Origin of the sequence: Lacinutrix sp. C3R15, assembly GCF_018860825.1 — a bacterium.
Classification (GTDB): domain Bacteria; phylum Bacteroidota; class Bacteroidia; order Flavobacteriales; family Flavobacteriaceae; genus Oceanihabitans.
In genome coordinates this window covers 1-21,997 of record NZ_JAHKPZ010000023.1, presented here as the reverse complement: position 1 = coordinate 21,997, position 21,997 = coordinate 1, and the positions used below count along the sequence as shown (strand labels likewise).

The window sequence follows — 21,997 nt, the reverse complement described above, 5'->3', positions numbered from 1 at the left end:
AAGAAGATATTAAACTTCTGCTGCTTGCATAAACTGTACTTCGTATAAATTTTTATAATAACCATCTTGTTTTTTAAGTAGCTCTTGATGCGTACCTTCTTCCACAATTTTTCCAGCATCCATAACAATAATTTTGTCTGCTTTTTTAATAGTAGCCAATCTATGTGCAATTACAATGGAGGTTCTGCCCTTAGTAATTTTATCGGTTGCATTTTGTATAAGTTGCTCTGAATAAGAATCAACAGAAGAAGTAGCTTCATCTAATACCAAAATACTAGGATTGGTAACATAGGCTCTTAAAAACGAAATTAATTGTCTTTGCCCAGAAGAAAGCATTGCTCCTCTTTCTTTTACATTATAATGATACCCTTTAGGAAGGCTCATAATAAATTCATGTATACCTATATTTTTTGCTGCTTGCTGCACTTGTGCTTCGGTTATTTCAGGATTATTTAAAGTAATATTATTTAAAATAGTATCTGCAAACAAAAACACATCTTGCAATACTATAGCAATTTTAGAGCGTAAAGAAGTTAACGTTAACTGTTTAATATCAATATTATCTATGGTAATAGTACCCTCATTAATTTCGTAAAAACGATTTAATAAATTAATAATGGTAGATTTTCCTGCTCCAGTTGCACCAACAATTGCAATGGTTTCTCCTGCTTTTACGTTAAAAGAAATTCCTTTAAGCACCTCTTCTTCTTCTACATAACTAAAGTGTACTTTTTTAAAGGCTATATTTCCATTAAAATGAGAAACCTCTTGGGTTCCCGTATCTGTAATTTGTGAAGTGGTATCAATAACTTTAAATACTCTATTTGCTGCTACCATACCCATTTGCAAGGTATTAAACTTATCTGCTATTTGGCGTAGAGGTCTAAATAACATAGGAATAAACATAATAAAAGCAATTAAATCCCCTTGCGAAACGGTATTATCTAAAACAGCATTTAATCCTCCATACCAAACTACAAGACCTATAGTAATAGAAGAAGAAAGTTCTGCAATAGGAAAGAAAATAGAGTTATACCAAACGGTTTTTAACCATCCCTTTTTATGTCTATCATTAATTGTTTTAAAATTTTTATATTCTGTATCTTCTCTTGTAAAAAGTTGCAGAATTTTCATTCCAGTAACTCGTTCTTGTACAAAAGAGTTTAAATTAGAAATTTCGGTTCGTACTTCTTCAAAAGCACGTTTCATATACTTTTGAAAAATTCGAGTAGCAATCAATACTAAAGGTAAAAGAGCAAAAACAATAAGACTCAATTTCCAATTCATAAAAATCATAACACCAGAAACCACAATCATGGTTAATACATCTCTAAAAATCATGAATAAACCTTCGCCAAAAATATCTGCAATACGCTCCATATCTGTTACTGCACGAGTAATAAGTACACCAACAGAAGAATTATCATAATACTTCATTTTAAATTTAAGCATATGATTAAATAGCTTAACACGAATATCTTTTACTACGTTTTGACCTAGCCAACCTGCATAATAAATAAAAAACAACTGAAAAAAGGTTTGTGCTAGTAACAGCCCTAACATGATTAATACAAAAAATAAAAAACCTTCTGCATCTTGTTTTGCTATATTATTATCTACAACATATTGTGTTAAATAAGGCACAGCAGAACTTAAAGCCGCTAATAATACAACTGCTAAAAACACACCTATAAATACCCATTTATAAGGTTTTACATAAAATGAAAGTCGTTTTAAAAGACTAACGTCTAAAATTTTATCTTGCTTTTTATTTGACATATTTTATAGACTCTGGATATTCTACTTTTGTTAAGTAAAGCGCATGAGCAGGAACAGAAAAACCTGCTTCACATCTACTTTTAGATTTAATTATTTTATGCATGTTTGCTACTTCCATTTTACCTAATCCTATATTTACTAAAGTACCCACAATAGCTCTAACCATATTACGTAAAAAACGATCTGCTTTAATTGTAAAATGTAATTCATCTTTTACAATTTGCCAATTAGCATACATTAAATCGCAATTATAGGTTTTTACATCTGTATTGCTTTTAGAAAAACATTGAAAATCTTGATACTGCAATAAAATTTGCGCAGCTTCATTCATCTTTTCAACATCTAGTTTAGGCTTAACATAAAAAGTTTGGTCTTTTTGAAAAACATCTTTTTTAACAGATATTCTATACAAATAAGCTCTACTAGTTGCATGAAACCTTGCATGTGCATCTTCTTTTACTTTAAATACATCTTGAATAGCAATATCTTTTGGCAATAATGCATTTAACCTATATACTAGATCTTGTTTATTAAAATCTACATCTGTTTCAAAATGCGCAAACATTTCTGCCGCATGAACTCCAGCATCTGTACGTCCTGCTCCTAGAATAGGTGTTTCTTTTTTTAATAATACAGCCATTTTTTTTTCTATAACTTCTTGTACAGAAATAGCATTAGGCTGTTTTTGCCAACCATGATATGCTGCACCATTATAAGAAAGTTGTAAAAAATATTTCAAGTTAAAATTGTATTTTTGTAAAAGGCAAAGATAGAACTTTAATCTATCTTTAAATTTCAAATAAACGTTAATTAATAAAGAGATTTTTGCTTAATAAATCTTAATTTCAAAAAAATAGATTTCCACTTTCGTGGAAAGTACGTATGACAAAAATACTCTTACTTTCAGACACACATAGTTATATAGATGAAGCCATTTTAAAACATGTAAAACAAGCAGATGAAGTATGGCATGCTGGAGATATTGGCGATTTAAAAGTTACTGACACCATAAAACAATTAAAACCACTTCGCGCAGTTTATGGCAATATTGATGATGTCAAAGCAAGAATAGAATTTCCTGAAAACAATAGATTTATGTGCGAAGGTGTAGATGTATGGATTACACATATAGGAGGTTATCCAAATAGATATGATCTAAGAATAAGAGAAGCTATTAAAAAAAATCCGCCAAAATTATTTATTTCTGGTCACTCGCATATTTTAAAGGTGATGCAAGATAAAAAACTACAATTATTACATATGAATCCAGGTGCTGCCGGAAAACATGGTTTTCAAAAAGTAAGAACCATGTTACGATTTGTTATTGAAGGAGCAACTATAAAAGATTTAGAAGTCATTGAGTTTAAAAAATAAAAAAGCCCAAGATCTTCACCTTGGGCTCACGCACTAATACTAAGATGATAGGTTTATCGTAATCTATCCACAGATTTTACAAGATCTTCATCCTTCTTAATGGCCTTATTAGCTAACACTAATAACACGATAGAAATAATAGGAAGAAAAATCCCAATACCTTTCTCAGAAACGTTAGTTTCTCCAGATACGTTTAGCGATTGATACACAAATAATCCTAGTAAAATAAAGTTTAATATGATATTAAGTCGTCCCAACATAAATTGTGACTTCCTGTTTTTAAACAAAAAAATAGCTAGTAAAGATAAGGCTGCAGAGCCTAAAAACAACCCAAAATACAACATGTTATCTTTTGCAAAAACTATTGTATCATTTACAGTAGTCCATAAATTAAAAACAAAAGTTAAACCTGCAGAAACTCCTGCTGCCAATAAAAGATAAACACTTTGTATACGTTGAATCATAAATTTTTCTAAATACTGAGCACAAAAATAACAGTTTCTTTTATAAAAATAGGGTAAAAACTTAAAATAAAGTTGTATAATTGCAATAACAATATGTAACATGCACTGTTATACCTTGTTAATTCTTCAGAATAAGATCAATATCTCTTCGGAATAATTCAAATTCTATATCTAACACAAAATATTCAATTCAACATAATGTTTGAAATCACACAATTAAAAGAAATGAAGCTTCCTGAGTTACAGGAAATAGCTAAAACTTTAAAGGTATCTAAGTATCGTACCTTAAAAAAATTAGATTTAGTATACCAAATACTAGATCATCAAGCAGCAAATCCTAAAGCTGTTGCTGCAGTTGCTAAACCGGTTGAAAAAACAGCAGAAAAAACAGAAGCAAAGACAGAAGTAAAAAAACCAAGACAGCGAGTACAAAGAACAGCAGCAAAAAAACCTGCTCCTAAAACTACTCAAAAAAAAGAGGAAACTACAACTACTGAAACTAAAGTAGAAAACAAGCCTAAACACCAACCTAAGGCTTCTACTAAACCTCAAACAAAAAGAGAACCTCAAAAATCTCAAAAAGATAAATCTGCTACTAACGAAAAAACGGACAGACCAGAGAAATCTAGAGACAACAATCAAAATAAAAAAGCACAACATAAAAATCAAAATAAAAACTCTGGAAATAACGGAAACAAAGACACTAGAAACCGTTACAAAGAACCAGATTTTGAATTTGATGCTATTATAGAAAGTGAAGGTGTTTTAGACATCATGCAAGATGGTTATGGTTTTTTACGTTCTTCAGATTACAACTACTTATCTTCTCCAGATGATATTTATGTTTCACAATCACAAATACGTTTATTTGGTTTAAAAACAGGAGACACTGTTTTAGGTCATGTTAGACCTCCTAAAGAAGGTGAAAAATATTTTCCTTTAATTAAAGTAAGTAAAATAAACGGTCAAGATCCAAATGTAGTAAGAGACAGAGTTGCTTTTGAGCACTTAACTCCATTGTTTCCTCAAGAGAAATTTAATATTGCAGAAAAGCAAGCTACAATTTCTACTCGTATTATGGATTTGTTTGCTCCTATTGGTAAAGGGCAACGTGGTATGATTGTATCACAACCAAAAACAGGTAAAACCATGCTACTAAAGGATGTTGCAAATGCTATTGCAGCAAACCATCCTGAAGTATACCAAATGATTTTACTTATAGATGAAAGACCAGAAGAGGTAACAGACATGCAACGTAATGTTCGCGGAGAAGTTGTTGCTTCTACTTTTGATAAAGAAGCTCATGAGCACGTAAAAATTGCTAATATTGTTTTAGAAAAAGCAAAACGTTTGGTAGAGTGTGGTCATGATGTAGTGATTCTTTTAGACTCTATTACTAGACTTGCTAGAGCATATAATACAGTACAACCTGCTTCAGGAAAAATACTTTCTGGTGGTGTAGATGCTAATGCATTACATAAACCTAAACGTTTCTTTGGTGCTGCTCGTAATATTGAAAACGGAGGTTCTTTAACTATTATTGCTACTGCATTAACAGAAACAGGATCTAAAATGGACGAAGTTATTTTTGAAGAATTCAAAGGTACAGGTAACATGGAGCTACAATTAGACAGAAAAATATCTAATCGTAGAATTTTCCCTGCTATTGATCTTACTTCTTCAAGTACACGTCGTGATGATATATTACTTGACGAAACTACCATACAAAGAATGTGGGTGATGCGTAAATACCTTGCAGACATGAACCCTGTAGAAGCTATGGAGTTTATTAACGAAAGATTTAAACAAACCAGAAATAACGAAGAGTTTTTAATCTCTATGAATGGTTAATACCATAACAGTTATTTATATCATAAAAAAAGCCTTTAGAAAATCTAAAGGCTTTTTTTTATTCCGTATTAATTTCTTCTTTTTTAAAGGGAAACACTATAAATGGTTTCAGAGCTACTACATACCTGTTTGGTGTAATACCATCCTATTATTATCTCTAGCAAAATTACTTTGTAAGTAATTACTTAAAAGTGTTCATTGGCTTCCTTAAAAGCTTTAAAAAACTTATATCTCTTCAATTTTTATTATTCTATTAAACAATTAAAATTCAAACACTTAAGGACACAAGGGTATATCTCACTTTTTTTTAGCCAAAATAAACTTGTAACAACCAAAAAGTCACAATATATTTAACGAAAATTTTCACGAAGATTTTGTTAAATTTTTAAAAAAAAATCAACAAAATTAAAGTTTTAGTCTAAATTAACAGGCAATATATCCAATTTATTAAAATTATTTCAAATGCGTTTTTTCTTAATTATTTTAACTTTATGCTCGACATTTGCTTACGGACAACTTAGTGATAAACATTGGCTTCCGCCATTACACTCCAGAGGATTGACAGATTTTGATCAATACGTTTACCTTTCTACACCAGAACCAACCCCGTTTCAAGTAGTGGTTACTAATGGAAATGGTGTTCCTGTAGCCGGCTCTCCATTCACCATATCTCAAAATAATCCTGTTTCCTTTTCCGTGGGTACTGCACAACCCTCACTTATGTTAGTTGAACAAAGTGGTTTACATACAGCCTCTGGTAATAGCGGTCTTATTTTAGAAGGTACTAGTGATTTTTATGTAACCTTTAAAATTAACAGAGCTAATCACGGTGAAATTATAGTCTCTAAAGGAAGAGATGGTACCGGAACCAATTTTAGGTTAGGTAGTTTACCTCAAATATCAGATGATAGTTTTGCTAGACGAAACTTTGTATCAAGTTTTATGGCAACAGAAGATGCTACAACAGTAACAGTATCAGACTATGCTGCAGGGGTAACTTTTACCACAGCTGCAGGAACCACTAACGCGGCTTCACAAACGTTTAATTTAAATGCAGGCGAATCTGTTGTACTTTCTGGTTACACCAATGTTCCTGCTAATTTAACCGGTTTCATTGGGGCACAACTTTTGTCTAACAAACCTATTGCTGTAAATACCGGTAATATTATTGGAGGTACTATTGATGGTTTTAATGATATTAACTTAGATCAAATTGTTTCTTTGGAACAAGTTGGAACAGAATACATTTTTATACGAGGAAACGGTTCAGACAACACAGAACTACCTTTACTAATTGCTACCGATGACAATACAGAGGTTTTTATAAACGGATCAGCAACACCGTATACTACATTAGTAAATGCTGGGGATTACATAACGATCCCTTCAAGTTATTATCAAGGAACAGCCAATCAAAATGTTCATATTTTAACGAATAAACCGATATATTCCTATCAGGTTATAGCAGGAAGTACTGAAGACAGAACTACAGGACTTAATTTTATACCTCCAATTAGTTGCTCTTTTCCAACAGTTGTTGATTTAATGCCTAGTATAGATGAATTAGACTCTACTTCTGGAAACTCTTTTCCTACAGATCTATTTGTGTTAACTACGGTAGATTCTGCTATTTCTATAAACGGAACGCCTACAACTGCCTCCTCACAAGCTGTTTTAGGAAACCCAAACTGGGTTACTTACAGAATTTCAGGGCATACAGGAAATATAAAAGCAGAATCTACAGGCCCAATGTCTATAGGTATATTTGGCTCTAGCGGTACCGTTGGATATGCAGGTCATTATTCTGGCTTTAAAGAAATACCTATTGTAGACCTAGTAGAGGTTTGTCCTGAAGATACCGTAAATTTATTCGATGCTATTACAGGAGGTAACGTAGCTTCAGGAGGGACTTGGAGTCCTGCGTTAGCCAGCGGAACAGATATTTTTGATGCCAGTCAAGATAATACTGGTATTTATACCTATACAGTTTCACAAACTTGTGGAGATACCTCAGTAGATGTTACCGTTGCCCCTTTACCTGTACCTACCCTAACAAGCATAAGTAGTAACAGCCCAATATGCGAGAATGAAGATGCCATTTTCACTTTAAATGGTACACCCAATTCTACGGTTACTTACTCCATAAATGCAGGAGCAGACCAAACAGTAGTTTTAGATGCTTCAGGAAATATCGATATAAACCTAGGTCCTGTTGCAGAAGATCAATTTATAACAGCATCTCAAATAGAAAATTCTACTTTCGTATGCATTACAGCGCTTAACGAAACAGATAGTATTACAGTAAATCCCTTACCAGAATTAATTAATCTAACAAGCAATGGCCCTATTTGCGAAAATGAAGAGGCCATTTTCACTTTAGAAGGAACCCCTAACGCGATAATTACATATACAATAAACGGTGGAGCAGCACAAACTACAAACCTAGACAATAATGGAGATGCTACTGTTAATCTTGGCACGATGTCTACAGATCAAACCATAGCAGTATCACAAATAGAATCTGCATCATCAGGTTGTAGTCTGTCGATCACTGAAACAGAAACAATAAACGTATCCCCATTACCAACATTAACAAGTGTTACCAACAATAGTCCTATATGCGAAAATGAAGATGCTATATTTACAGTAAACGGAACATCCGATACCACACTTACCTACACTATTAATGGCTCTGCTATTCAAAGTATACTATTAGATAGTACAGGAGAAGCCATGATAGTTTTACCAAGTGCAACCGAAAACCAAATTTTAGAACTTGTTGCAATTACATACTCTTCTACTACTATTTGTGAAACACCTCTTAATGAAACACAGACCATTGCTGTAGGTACTATTCCGCAACCATTATTAGAAGGAGGGTCAAATTGCGTAGACCCAGACACAGGCTTGCTAACACAGAGTATTATTCTTAATTCTAACATACAAGGCGACTTAAGCAATTATGAGTTTAGTTGGTTTTATAATAATACTATAATTTCTGGAGCAACAGAAAGCACCTATGAAGCCGATCAAGTAGGTAGCTATTATGTTACTGTAGTTAACACCATAGCAAACTGTAGCAACACCTCTAACGTAGTAAGTGTAGATGAAATAGATGAAGCCACAGATTTCACCTATACCGTATCTAATGCATTTTCTAATAATCCTACAATAGTTGTTACTGTTATAGATGGAGATGGTACATTTTTATACCAATTAGATGATTTGAATTTTCAAAACTCCAATACCTTTACAGGAGTAAGCCCTGGAACACATACTGTAACGGTAATAGATATAGAAGGCTGTACTTTTTTAACCAAAGAAGTAACTGTAATAGATTATCCATTATTCTTCACTCCAAATGCAGATACCTACAATGATTACTGGAATATATTCTCTTTAAGTAATCAACCAGATGCTAAAATTTACATATTTGACAGATATGGTAAACTATTAAAGTTTCTAAAACCTACAGATGCAGGATGGGATGGTACTTATAATTCACAACCTCTACCTGCTTCAGATTATTGGTTTACTGTAGAATTTAGAGAAAATGAAAAAAAGAAAATTTTTAATGCGCACTTTTCATTAAAAAGGTAATAAAAAAACCTTGTATTCATCTTGAAGAATGCAAGGTTTTTTTTTATTTTTCTTAGTCTTATTTATTATTGCGCTTCCACTTCTACACTATATCGGTTACTTAACAAGGTATATTACCTAAGCTAGCTAAACAAACCAGTATTGTTTATGTATATGGAAAGTTACGTGTTTGTGCGCGAGAATTTTCGGAAGGAAAATCAGAAGCCAATAAACACGTAACTAACATTGGTTTAAGATAAAACTAGCAATTTTTTATATACTTTCTTGTGCGCTAGATTTTCCACTTATTATATCTAAAGTTTCATTCACAAAATCGGTCTTGCCAAGTACATAAGAACCTCTGTCGTTTTTGAATTTATTTGCTAATTCGAGTTTTAGATCTTCGTATTGCTTAGCTCTTTCAAGATTAGAATTTAGAAAGTCAATTTGTTTCCACATTAGGTTATCTTTTGGGCACATATGAATATGAAAAATCTGTTCTTTTTTTCCGTCAATATTATATCCTTTTCCGAAAGATGAGTACGCCTCGATATTGTCGCGAGCAGGAACTACAAAATGAGAATACCCCAATTCCGTAAAATTTGCGATTAGATTTTCGTCAAATAAAATTTCTTTTGGTATTTCTATCAACAAATCGATATATGGTTTTGATTTGACGCTAGGAATTGATGAACTCCCAAAATGCTCAACTCGCAAGATTATATCATTCCCGACGTTTTTTATAATTCTCTCTTTTTAGCTTTTATAAGTGTTTTTCCATTCAGGATTATGAGCAACCAATTCAATCGGAAAAAGTGTATTCCAATCCTCTTTGGTTAAATCATATAAAGTTTTTTTCATTGTATTTCGTTTTATTTTAACTTGGGTACAACTCTATTATAAGCAAGCCTTATCTACCCCTTACAGCCTTAATTCCCTTTATTTTTAATACATAATACATAACAAAAAAGCCTTTCCGTTTGGAAAGGCTTTTTTGTTATTTTTAAAGAAATTATTTCTTATAAAGCTGCTACATGTTTAGCTAAACCAGATTTAAGGTTTGCTGCTTTGTTAGCGTGTATTACATTTTTCTTTGCTAGTTTATCTAACATAGAAACAACAGAAGGAAATAAAGCATCAGCTTCTTTCTTATCAGTTAACTCACGTAATTTCTTGATAGCATTACGAGTTGTTTTGTGCTGATATTTATTTCTTAAACGCTTAGCTTCGTTACTTCTAATTCTTTTTAACGCTGACTTATGATTTGCCATTTGTTTCTTTTTTTCTTTCTTATTAAAAAATGTAGCCCGTAGGGGAATCGAACCCCTCTTACCAGGATGAAAACCTGGCGTCCTAGCCGATAGACGAACGGGCCATTTTGCTTTTGAGACTGCAAATATAATTAATTTTTTTAATTCTGCAATTAATTATTTTTTTTTTGCAATTTTTTTTCAAAAAACTAACAACGTTTCCATTGCGGATGCAAAAATACAACTATTTTTAAATGTTGCAACAGTAAAGCAATATTTTTTTTAAAAAAATTTAAATTAATATGCTTTTGCAAACAGCACTCTTCCTTTAGAAGGTTTCCCTGTATAGACACATTCTCCTTCTTCCTTTTCAGAATCTACTGGTATACAACGTATTGTTGCTTTTGTTATTTCTTTTATCTTATCTTCTGTTTCTGAAGTACCATCCCAGTGTGCAGAAATAAATCCTCCCTTATTTTCTAAAATTTCTTTAAATTCTTCAAAATTTTCCACTTTTGTGATATGTGTATCTCTATAATCTAGTGCTTTTTTATACAGATTATTCTGAATTTCTTCTAAAAGAGTTTCTACAGTAGTAGTTAAATTATCTAAGGCAATAACTTCTTTTGTCTTGGTATCACGTCTAGCGATCTCTACGGTACCCTTTTCTAAATCTTTTGGACCTATTGCAATACGTAATGGCACACCTTGTAATTCATGCTGAGCAAATTTAGCTCCTGGTCTATAGGTGTCTCTATCGTCATATTTAACAGAAATATTTTTAGCATACAGGTCACTTTTAATAAGATTAGCAATTTTACTAATTTCTTCAAATTGTTCTTCTGTTTTATAAATAGGAACAATTACCACTTGATTTGGTGCTAAACTAGGAGGTAATACCAAACCTTCATCATCACTATGCGTCATGATTAAAGCTCCCATTAAACGTGTTGAAACACCCCATGAAGTTGCCCAAACATAATCTTGTTTCCCTTCTTTAGATGTAAATTTTACATCAAAAGCTTTTGCAAAATTTTGTCCTAAAAAATGTGAAGTTCCGGCTTGTAACGCTTTACCATCTTGCATTAATGCTTCTATACAATAAGTTTCGTCTGCTCCTGCAAATCGTTCGCTTTCTGTTTTCACGCCCTTAACAACAGGAATAGCCATAAAGTTTTCTGCAAAATTGGCATAAACGTTATTCATTAACTCTGCTTCTTTTAAAGCTTCTGCTTTTGTGGCATGCGCAGTATGCCCTTCTTGCCATAAAAATTCTGCTGTACGAAGAAATAAACGGGTACGCATTTCCCATCGTACCACATTTGCCCATTGGTTTATTAATAATGGTAAATCTCTATACGATTGAATCCAACCTTTATAGGTATTCCAAATAATAGCCTCACTAGTTGGTCTTACGACTAATTCTTCTTCTAATTTTGCTTCAGGATCTACACGAAGTTTTCCTGGTTTATCTGGATCATTTTGTAATCTATAATGGGTAACAACTGCACATTCTTTTGCAAAGCCTTCCGCATTTTTTTCTTCAGCTTCAAATAAGCTTTTAGGTACAAAAAGAGGAAAATATGCATTTTGATGTCCTGTTTCTTTAAACATCTTATCTAATTCTGCTTGCATTTTTTCCCAAATAGCATACCCATATGGTTTAATTACCATACAACCACGAACTGCTGAGTTCTCTGCTAAATCTGCCTTGACAACCAATTCGTTATACCATTTTGAGTAGTCTTCTGCTCTACTTGTAAGTTTTTTGCTCATATACAGGGTTTTGGCACAAATATTGTGACTATGTTAAATAATGAAATAGTTCAGCAAAACTAACTATTTTTGTATTGTTCAACAATAAAATCTTAAGAGATATGCAATTAAAAAAATACATAAAAGCACAAATGCCATTTTTAGCACTATTAACTATTGCTTTTGTTATGAGCTCATGTGGTTCATCGCAATATGTAAACCAAGATAATGATGGCATCTATGGTTCTACCCAAGAACCTGTAGAACAAAATAATGTAGCTAGCAATAATACTTACTACAAAAATTATTTTCAAGAGGAATCTTCAGAATACGACTACATAACAGAAGAAAATGAAGATGAAGTTTTTACAGACATAGACTCTTATGAAGGTGATTATAATGAACAAGAAACTACAGAACAAGAATATTATGCTGGTTGGGGACAAGACAATAGTGATGTAACTATAAATGTATATTCTAACTACGGAGGTTTTTATGGCTATAACAATTGGTATAACCCTTATAGATTTGGTTATTCTCCTTTTTGGAACATAGGTTGGGGTTACGGATATGGCAATGCTTTTTGGGGTACTCCTTATTATGGATACTATGGTTATAATGGTTATGGAGGCTATTTCAACTCTCCTTATTGGTACAACTATGGCTATTACAACAATTATTACGGAAGAAACCGTGTTGCATATCACAACTCCAGACGTAACAACAGCTTATATAGATCTAATGCAATATATGGTAGAAACAATACCAATAACACCGTTAGAAGAAGCACCAGCACCAGCACTAGCACTAGATCTAATGCAACAACAATACCTAGAAGAAGTAGCAATACAACAACTACTAGCCCTAGAACTAATAACACTACCAGAACTAGAGTAAATACTACTAGAACTAGAACAAACACTACAACAACTCAACCAAGATCTAATTCATCATATTCAACTAGTCCTAGAACAAGAACAAACTCTTATTCTACTCCTAGATCTTCTACAACAAGAAGTAGTACTTCTACAAGATCTTCTTCTACAAGAAGTAGTTCCTCAACAAGAAGTAGCTCTTCTAGCAGAAGCAGTAGAAGATAAAATAAATTGCTAAATCAAAAAAAATCACAAACGAGCTAACTATCTATATTATTTAATGGTGTTAGCTCGTTTTATTTATAATAACTAAAAATTTATACATGAAAAAAGGAATCTTACTATGCATAGGTTTTATATCTATGTCACTAACTCAAGCGCAAGACATTACAGATGCACTGCGTTTTGCAAAAGATGATGTACAAGGAACTGCTAGATACAGAGCTCTAAGCGGAGCTTTTGGTGCACTTGGAGGAGATATGAGTGCTGTTGCCATTAACCCTGCAGGATCTTCTGTTTTTAATGATAGCCATATTTCTATTTCATTAACCAACCAAAACAATAAAACAGATACACAATATTTTAATGAAAAAAACAACACTACAGAATCTACAGTAGATTTAAACCAAATTGGAGCTGCCTTTGTTTTTGACATCAATCAAAAGAATTCTAATTGGAAAAAATTCACTTTAGGAATTACTTATAACAAAATAGAAGATTATAATAACGATTGGTTCGCCTATGGCACAAACAGCAACAACTCTATAGACTCTTATTTTTTAGAAAATGCTAACGGTTTAAGATTAGATGAAATTTCTCGTTTTCAAGGAGAAACATATGCAGATGCATATAGCGATATCGGGTATTTTTATGGAGATCAAAACCAACAAGCTTTTTTAGGGTATGAATCTTATATTTTAGAACCAGAAACAGATAGTGATGATAATACATTGTACTCTTCAAATATAGCAGATGGAGAATTTTACCAAGAACACACCTATGCTGCAACTGGTTATAACGGAAAATTCACTATTAATGCTTCTACACAATATGGTGAAAATTTATATTTTGGTTTAAACGTTAATACCCATTTTATTAATTACGAACGTTCTACCTATTTATTTGAAGGAAACAACAATGCCGGCTCTTTAATTAACGAAGTAGGTTTCCAAAACAACCTTAAAACAATTGGCTCTGGGGTTTCTTTTCAGTTTGGTGGTATTTTAAAAATTGCAAAACAACTTAGAGTAGGTTTAACGTATGATACACCAACTTGGTATACTATTGAAGACGAAACAAGTCAGTCTATAAAAACTTTAAGTTATGATGGTATTGCGCTAGAAGATGGAAGTACTTTTTATGACATAAATATTAACCCTAGAGTAATTAATGTATATGAACAATATAACTTAAGAACACCAGGAAAGTTAACAGGAAGCTTTGCTTATGTTTTTGGTACTAATGGTTTGATTAGTTTTGATTATTCTATTAAAGATTACGGAAACACTAAATTTAAACCAACATCTGACGCCTATTTTTCATATCAAAACAATATTATTAATGAAAATTTAACCACTGCTTCTACTTATAAAATAGGTGGGGAATATAAAATTAAACAGTTTAGTTTAAGAGGTGGTTATAGATTTGAAGAAAGCCCTTATAAAAACCAGGAAACTGTTGGAGATTTAAATGGTTACTCTTTAGGTTTAGGATATAATTTTGGAAATCTAAAATTAGACTTAACCTTTGACCAATACAAAAGAGAAACTAATTATCAACTATACCAAGTTGGTTTAACAGACGCTGCTAACTTAGATAGCAAAAACTCAAATGTTACAATGTCTGTAAGTTTTAATTTGTAATCCAAAAAAAAACTTTATACATAAAAAAACTGAACAATTATTGTTCAGTTTTTTTTATGTATAATTCTAAGTTTAAGTTTTTATCTTTTTAAGGTAAAGTGAGCTCTAAACTCTTTCCTACTTGTGTCATCTAAATTATTAGGATCTCTAAACTCTAAAGAAAACCAATAATCACTTGAAGGTAAAGGATACCCATTAAAGGTTCCGTCCCATCCTGCTCCACTAGGACTTAATTGTTTTAATAACTTTCCATATCTATCAAATATATAAATTGTAGCATCTAACTGATCACTAATACCTACTACTTGCCAAGTATCATTATGTCCATCATCATTTGGCGTAAAGAATTTAGGGTAATCTACTACCAATACCGTAGTACTATCATCTCCACAGCCATCAGCATCTCTTACCGTTACTACATGCTCTCCTGCAGAAACATTACTAAAGGTATACACATTTGTTCCATTACTTTCAAAAGGACCTCCATCTATACTAAATTCATAATCTGCTCCTGGCACACTATCTACACTAGCTTGTATAACATTGTTATTTGCAAATGTTTCTGAAACAACTGTAGCCGTTAAACCTGTTGGTGGAATACTATTTGTTACTACAGACAATGTATTAGGAGAACCTAAAACGGTTGAACAACCTGTACTTATATTAGTTACATATACACTATAAGTTCCTGCTAATATTGGCTCATAAAATGAATCTGTTCCTAAAACAACTGTTGGGTTACTAGTTTCTGTCCATTCAAAAGTATAATCTAGTATTGATAAACCTGTATCTATAACAGGTCCATTCACAAGGTTTCCATCATTATCAAAACATAATATAAAAGAATCTATAAGATCTACATCTGGTATTGGATGCACAGTAAATGATACTACTTGAGAATCCATACAAGTTCCTCCTGTTGTATATAACACAGAATAAGTAGCACCTGAAATTGCATTAAACACCTCTCCTGTTACACTATCAATAATAGATCCATCTGCAGGATCAACATCAAAAGTAAATACACCTCCTGAAGTTCCTGTTACAATAGCAGTTGCTCCATCACAATTTGGATTCATAGCAAAAGAAGCATCATCTGCAATAAAAACAGTTACGTTTTGCGTAGAACTTACTGAACAAGGTCCTGAAGTAGTATACTCCACTGTATAGGTTGCTCCAGATACTCCGTTGATAACCTCTCCTGTGGTTGCATTAATAGCAGCCCCATCTGTTGGCGCTGGATTAAATGTAAATACACCTCCCGAATCTCCTGTTATAGTAGCTGTACCTCCATCACAATTTGGATTCATTGAAAATGTGGCGTCTTCTTGTGGGTACACTGTTACAGACTCAATACTACTTGAAGGACAAGTTCCAGAAGTAGTATATTCAATATTATAAGTTACACCAGGTACACCATTAGTTACTTCTCCTGTATTCGTATCAATCGTCGCTCCATCAGTTACCGCAGGATTAAAAGCAAAAGTTCCTCCTGTATCTCCTGATATCACCGCTGTTCCTCCATCACATGTTGGTGTCATAGCAAATGTAGCATCGTCAGTAATTAAAACCGTTAAAACCTGAGTATCACTTGCAGGACAAGTTCCATTTGTTGTGTATTCTATAGTATAACTTGCTCCTGATGTAGCATTTGTTACTTCTCCTGTAGTTGCATCTATTGTTGCTCCATCTGTAGCAGATGGGTTAAAAGCAAAAGTTCCTCCCGTAGTACCAGAAACATTTGCTGTTCCTCCATCACAATTTGCTGTCATACTAAAAGCAGGATTGTCTGTAGTAAGTACAGTAACATTTTGCGTTGTACTTACAGAACAAGGTCCTGAAGTAGTATATTCTACAGTATATGTTGCTCCAGATGTACCATTAGTAACCTCTCCTGTTGCTGCATCAATAATAGCAACATCTGTAGGTGCTGGATTAAAAGCAAAAGTTCCTCCTGTATCTCCTGATATTACCGTTGTCCCTCCATCACATGTTGGTGTCATAGCAAATGTGGCGTCTTCCTGCGGATAAACTGTTACCGACTCTATACTACTTGAAGGACAAGTTCCAGAAGTTGTATATTCAATATTATAAGTTACTCCAGACACAGCATTAGTTACTTCTCCTGTATTTGTATCAATTGTCGCTCCGTCAGTTACTGCAGGATTAAAAGCAAATGTTCCGCCTGTATCTCCTGTTATAGTTGCAGTACCTCCATCACATGTTGGCGTCATTGTAAAGGAAGAATCATCAGTAGTTAATACTGTTAACACTTGAGAATCTGTAGCTGGACAGGTTCCGCTTGTTGTGTACTCTACAGTATAAGTAGCTGCAGAAGTTGCTCCTGTCACCAGTCCTGTATTAGCATCTATTACCGTACCATCTGTTGGCACAGGATTAAAAGCAAACGTTCCGCCTGTTGTTCCTGTTACGGTTGCAGAACCTCCATCACAAGTAGCTGTCATATTAAAGGAAGCATCATCTGTAACTAATACTGTTACATTTTGTGTTGAACTTACAGAGCATGGTCCTGATGTAGTATACTCCACTACATATGTTACTCCCGAAGCTCCGTTAGTTACCTCACCAGTAGCTGTATCTATTGTTGCTCCATCTGTTGGCACTGGATTAAATGCAAATGACCCTCCTGTATCTCCAAGAATAGTCATTGTTCCTCCTTCACAGTTTTCAAAAACAGAAAACGAAGCATCTTCTGTAGGTAAAACAGTTACCGTTTCAGTACTACTTGCTGCACAAGCTCCTGTTGTTGCATATTCTATAGTATAAGTTGTACCAGGAATACCATTAGTAACTTCTCCTGTAGCTGCATCAATAGTTGCTCCATCTGAAGGCACTGGATTAAACACGAAGCTTCCTCCTGTAGTTCCTGTTATGGTTGCTGTACCTCCATCACATGTAGCTGTCATATTAAAGGATGCATCTCCTGTTGTTAAAACAGTCACTGTTTGCGAACTAGTAGAAGGACAAGTCCCTGCTGTTGTATATTCAATAGTATAAGTAGTTCCAGATATACCATTAGTCACTTCTCCTGTAGCTGCATCAATTATTGCACCATCTGAAGGAACAGGGTTAAACACAAAAGTTCCACCTACATCTCCAGTAATAGTAGCAGTACCTCCATCACAATTAGGGTTTGTTACAAATGAAGCATCATCTGTAGTTAAAACTGTTACAGTTTGTGTTTCTGTTTCTGGACAAGGTCCTGCTGTTGTATATTCAATAGTATAGGTAGCTGAAGAGGTTCCGCTTGTTACTTCTCCTGTTGCTGCATCTATAGTTGCTCCATCTGTTGGTACTGGATTAAAAGCAAATGACCCTCCTGTATCTCCTGTTATACTAGCAGTTGCTCCTCCACATGTTCCTGTCATAGTAAATGAAGCATCTTCTGCTGGTAAAACAGTTACTGACTCTGTACTATTTGCAGCACAAGATCCTGTAGTTGAATACTCTATAGTGTATGTTGTACCAGGTGTTCCGTTTGTTACTTCTCCTGTAGTCGCATTTATTGTTGCTCCATCTGTAGGAGCAGGATTAAATGAAAATGTTCCTCCTGTTGTTCCTATAATAGTTGCTGTTGCTCCATTACAAGTAGCTGTCATATTAAAAGAAGCATCACCTGTTGCTAAAACAGTAACAGTTTGCGTGCTACTTTCTGGGCAAACTCCTGATGTAGTATATTCTATAGTATAAGTTGTTCCTGACACACCTCCTGTTACCTCTCCTGTTACTGCATCTATAGTTGCTCCATCTGTTGGCACTGGATTAAATGCAAATGACCCTCCTGTATCTCCTGTTATTGTAGCTGTTCCTCCATCACAATTTGCATTCATTGTAAAAGAGGCATCATCTGCTGGTAAAACAGTTACTGTTTCTGTTTCTGTTTCTGGACAAGGTCCTGCTGTTGTATACTCAATAGTATAAGTTGTACCAGTAACTCCATTAGTTACCGTTCCTGTTGTTGCATCAATTGTAACACCATCTGTTGGCACTGGGTTAAAAGAAAAACTACCTCCAGTATCTCCTGTTATTGTTGCTGTACCTCCTTCACAGTTTGCCGTCATGGTAAAAGACGCATCTTCTGCTGCTGTAACAGTAACTGTTTCTGTGCTACTTGCAGCACAAGCTCCTGTTGTTGCGTATTCTATAGTATAGGTTGTACCAGTAACTCCATTAGTTACCGTTCCTGTTGTTGCATCAATTGTTGCACCATCTGTTGGTACTGGGTTAAAAGAAAAACTACCTCCTGTATCTCCTGTTATTGTTGCTGTACCTCCTTCACAGTTTGCCGTCATGGTAAAAGATGCATCTCCTGAAGATAAAACGGTAAAAGATTCCGTACTACTTGCTGCACAAGCACCTGAAGTTGTATACACTACAGTATATGTTTCACCTGTAACTCCATTAGTTACCGTTCCTGTTGTTGCATCAATTGTTGCACCATCTGTTGGCACAGGATTAAATGAAAAAACTCCTCCTGTATCTCCTGTTATTGTTGCCGTAGCACCATCACAAGTGGCTGTCATGTTAAAAGACGCATCTCCTGCAGTTGCTAAAGTAACTGTAACAGTATCTGTATCTGTAAATACAGTATTATCACAATTAGTATATTCTACTTCTGCTGTATACGTTTCATCTGCTGTAGGACAAACATTAATTGTTGTATCATGACTTATAAAGTTTCCGCTACCATCATACCAAGATAATTCATAATTAGGTGCTCCATTTGGAGTAAATCTCCATGCTTCTATAGATGCTGACCAGTTTCCTGTATTTCTCCCTGGCGGTGTATAGGCTACTGTTCCTGCTGGATTTTGAATACCAATAACTGCATTTCCACTATTCCATGAAAAACAAGTTGGTTTATCTAATATATAAACATCAATAGCATTAGTACCTTCATACAATACTATTTGTTGCGATGTCTTTAAATCATTACATGAGAAATGTGCAACATTAAAATAACTTATTACAAAAGTTCTACATGGTGCTGTTCCTTTAATTTCCCATGCAATATCATGTGTACCATTACTAGCTGCAGGATCTATATCATGAACAGCTCCAAAAATATTAACATCTGAAAGTGCGACATTTGTACCATTATAAGGAATTTCGTTATTAAAAGACCAACCATTGTATTGACCAGCATTACTCACATCAAAACTAATACCTCCATTAGCACCAACAATCAATTGGTCATAAACCCCTCCAAAAAAACAAAAATTAAAAGGTAAATCTACTACACTACTCCATATATCATCTCCATTAACAAATAAAGAATTTGCCAATCCAACAAAATTCTCTGGTGGATTAAATGGTATTGCAGAAACTTCGTAAGAATTTGTGTCACCAGTTTCTAAAAAAGTTGCCGTTAAATCTGTACATGTTTCTGTACAATCTAAATTTATTTGTGTAGGTCCTGCATCAACATTAGCACAACCTGGCCCTTGAGCATAAGTAAATTGAACTAGAAATAAGCTTAAAATAGCTATTGATCTTTTCATGAAAAGAGTTTTTTTATTAATGATTTGGTAACAAAATCTCAATTTATGTTATCAAATATTTAACTTAGTTTTAAATAGTTTCGAAAATTAAGAAAAATTTAGCGAAACTTTAGTTAAATTTAACTGAAATAATAAGCACAAAGCGCTATACTAAACATGGAGTAATTTTTGCTTTTTTTTGCATTCACAACTTAAAAATGCAATCTTATTGAAATAGAAACATATAACCTTAAACAAACTCTTAACATTTACCTTTTTAAAGTAAAATGCGCTTTAAATTTTTTTTTAATATCTGCTTCAGAATTAGGATCTTTATATTCTAATTGAAACCAATAATCACTAGATGGTAACGCTTTTCCATTTAAGGTTCCATCCCAACCTAAACCATTAGGACTTATTTGTTTTAACAATTTACCATATCTATCAAAAATGTAAATTTTAGCTTCTAGTTGATTATTTAGCCCCAAAATTTGCCATGTATCATTGTACCCATCATTATTTGGTGTAAAAAATAAAGGGTAATCTATAATATAAATTGGTATACTAGCTTCTCCACATCCATCCTTATCTCTAACTATTACTAAATGTTCTCCTGCTGAAACATTATTATATATATATGAATTAGTATTGTTTGATTCAAAAAGATTACCATCTAGACTAAACTCATAAACAACGCCTAAAACTTCATTAACGCTTACCTCTACAGTATTTTCATCTGCAAATGTTTCCGAAGTAACAATAGCATTTAAACCTTCTGGCGCTGTACTGTTAATCACAATAGCTTGTGTATTAATATCTTCTAAAACGGTAGAACAACCTGTACTATTATTAGTTACCAAAACAGAATAGACACCTGCTTGCATTGGTTCGTAATAAGAACCACCCCCTAAGACATCTAATGGATTATTAACCTCTATCCACTGAAAAGAATAATCTATTTGAGATAATCCTGTTTCTATTCTTGGTTGATTTATAATATTTCCTTCGGAATCTAAACACAATACAAACTCATCTTCTAAATAAATATTAGGTGAAGGATAAACAGTAAAAGATTCAATTTGTGAAGCTGTATTACATATTCCTGAAACCGAATACTCAATAAAATAAGAAGAATTTGGAACACCATTAACAACTTCTCCTGTAGTAGAATTTATAGTTGCTCCATCTATTGGTAAAGGATTAAATGAAAAAACACCTCCTGGTGTTCCTAGCACTACAGCTGTTGCTCCATTACAATTAGGATTCATTACAAATGTACTATTAACCAACGGAATAACATTTACCGTTTGTGTATCTCCTAACAAAGTAGAACAACCTGTAGTAGAGTCTAATACTTGCTCTAATACTATTGTCTGATTCCCTACCACACCATTAACATAAATATCTATTTCTCCAGAATTACTAATAACTACTTGTTGTTGTGTTACTCCATTAATTGTGTATAAAATTTCATTTCCGGCGCCACCCATTACAGTAAATATAGCTGTATCACCTTCACAAACTTCTAAATTACTTGATAATGAGGTTATCGAAGGATTTACAAGCACAACTACGGTTTCCGTATTAGTAAGTGTTCCCGAACAACTCGTCGTTGGGTTAGTAACATTGGTTAAATTAATGGTTTGGTCTGTGGTTACTCCTGCTACTGTTATGGTTGCCATTCCGGAAGCATCCAAAGTTACTGGA

General features: G+C 33.5%; 13 protein-coding genes and 1 tRNA gene. 5 read left to right on the top strand and 9 right to left on the bottom strand.

Annotation, left to right across the window (positions count from 1 at the left end):
- Positions 1–9: 9 nt before the first annotated feature.
- Positions 10–1,779: an ABC transporter ATP-binding protein gene (locus tag KO494_RS07885; RefSeq protein WP_215967060.1), complete on the bottom strand. Its 1,770-nt coding sequence runs from the start codon at positions 1,777–1,779 to the stop codon at positions 10–12.
- The gene (gene truA / locus KO494_RS07880) at positions 1,769–2,518 is read right to left on the bottom strand and encodes a tRNA pseudouridine(38-40) synthase TruA (protein ID WP_215967059.1); all 750 of its coding nucleotides are present in this window, start codon (positions 2,516–2,518) and stop codon (positions 1,769–1,771) included. Before truA ends, KO494_RS07885 begins: the two co-directional genes overlap by 11 nt.
- 143 nt (positions 2,519–2,661) lie before the next feature.
- On the opposite strand from truA, the gene KO494_RS07875 reads away from it, so the two are divergent.
- Entirely contained in the window at positions 2,662–3,153 is a 492-nt protein-coding gene (locus KO494_RS07875; RefSeq protein ID WP_215967058.1) for a metallophosphoesterase, read from the top strand.
- A gap of 53 nt (positions 3,154–3,206) precedes the next feature.
- Here the strand turns inward: KO494_RS07875 and KO494_RS07870 are convergent, their stop codons facing one another.
- Positions 3,207–3,617 (bottom strand): DUF4293 domain-containing protein, encoded by a 411-nt coding sequence (locus tag KO494_RS07870; protein WP_215967057.1) that lies wholly within the window; start codon positions 3,615–3,617, stop codon positions 3,207–3,209.
- Positions 3,618–3,815: 198 nt separating this feature from the next.
- Here KO494_RS07870 and rho point away from each other — a divergent pair, with 198 nt between their 5' ends.
- Together rho and KO494_RS07860 are read left to right on the top strand one after the other, a co-directional pair.
- Entirely contained in the window at positions 3,816–5,468 is a 1,653-nt protein-coding gene (gene rho, locus KO494_RS07865) for a transcription termination factor Rho (protein ID WP_215967056.1), read from the top strand.
- A 462-nt stretch (positions 5,469–5,930) separates the two neighbouring features.
- Positions 5,931–9,068, top strand: a complete 3,138-nt coding sequence (locus tag KO494_RS07860; protein WP_215967055.1) for a T9SS type B sorting domain-containing protein — start codon at positions 5,931–5,933, stop codon at positions 9,066–9,068.
- Positions 9,069–9,320: 252 nt separating this feature from the next.
- Here the strand turns inward: KO494_RS07860 and KO494_RS07855 are convergent, their stop codons facing one another.
- The 4 genes from KO494_RS07855 to proS all read right to left on the bottom strand — a co-directional run bounded on the left by KO494_RS07855 (position 9,321) and on the right by proS (position 12,073).
- A complete protein-coding gene (locus KO494_RS07855) occupies positions 9,321–9,791 on the bottom strand; it encodes a GrpB family protein (RefSeq protein ID WP_303427421.1) in 471 nt (156 codons plus the stop codon).
- 275 nt (positions 9,792–10,066) lie between these two features.
- Positions 10,067–10,318 carry a 30S ribosomal protein S20 gene (gene rpsT, locus KO494_RS07850; protein ID WP_215967053.1) on the bottom strand — a complete coding sequence of 84 codons (252 nt, stop codon included), beginning with the start codon at positions 10,316–10,318 and terminating at the stop codon, positions 10,067–10,069.
- Between the two features lie 32 nt (positions 10,319–10,350).
- Positions 10,351–10,422 (bottom strand) — tRNA-Glu (locus KO494_RS07845).
- A 172-nt stretch (positions 10,423–10,594) separates the two neighbouring features.
- The gene (gene proS, locus KO494_RS07840) at positions 10,595–12,073 is read right to left on the bottom strand and encodes a proline--tRNA ligase (RefSeq protein ID WP_215967052.1); all 1,479 of its coding nucleotides are present in this window, start codon (positions 12,071–12,073) and stop codon (positions 10,595–10,597) included.
- A 101-nt stretch (positions 12,074–12,174) separates the two neighbouring features.
- On the opposite strand from proS, the gene KO494_RS07835 reads away from it, so the two are divergent.
- Together KO494_RS07835 and KO494_RS07830 are read left to right on the top strand one after the other, a co-directional pair.
- Positions 12,175–13,152, top strand: coding sequence for a hypothetical protein (locus tag KO494_RS07835; RefSeq protein WP_215967051.1), 978 nt, complete (start codon positions 12,175–12,177; stop codon positions 13,150–13,152).
- 98 nt (positions 13,153–13,250) lie between these two features.
- The gene (locus KO494_RS07830) at positions 13,251–14,789 is read left to right on the top strand and encodes an OmpP1/FadL family transporter (protein ID WP_215967050.1); all 1,539 of its coding nucleotides are present in this window, start codon (positions 13,251–13,253) and stop codon (positions 14,787–14,789) included.
- Between the two features lie 80 nt (positions 14,790–14,869).
- Here the strand turns inward: KO494_RS07830 and KO494_RS15985 are convergent, their stop codons facing one another.
- Together KO494_RS15985 and KO494_RS15980 are read right to left on the bottom strand one after the other, a co-directional pair.
- Complete coding sequence (locus tag KO494_RS15985) at positions 14,870–20,311, bottom strand: T9SS type B sorting domain-containing protein (RefSeq protein ID WP_252730353.1); 5,442 nt, start codon at positions 20,309–20,311, stop codon at positions 14,870–14,872.
- A gap of 248 nt (positions 20,312–20,559) precedes the next feature.
- Positions 20,560–21,997 (bottom strand): T9SS type B sorting domain-containing protein (locus KO494_RS15980; protein ID WP_252730352.1); only part of this gene is annotated, 1,438 nt, incomplete at its 5' end.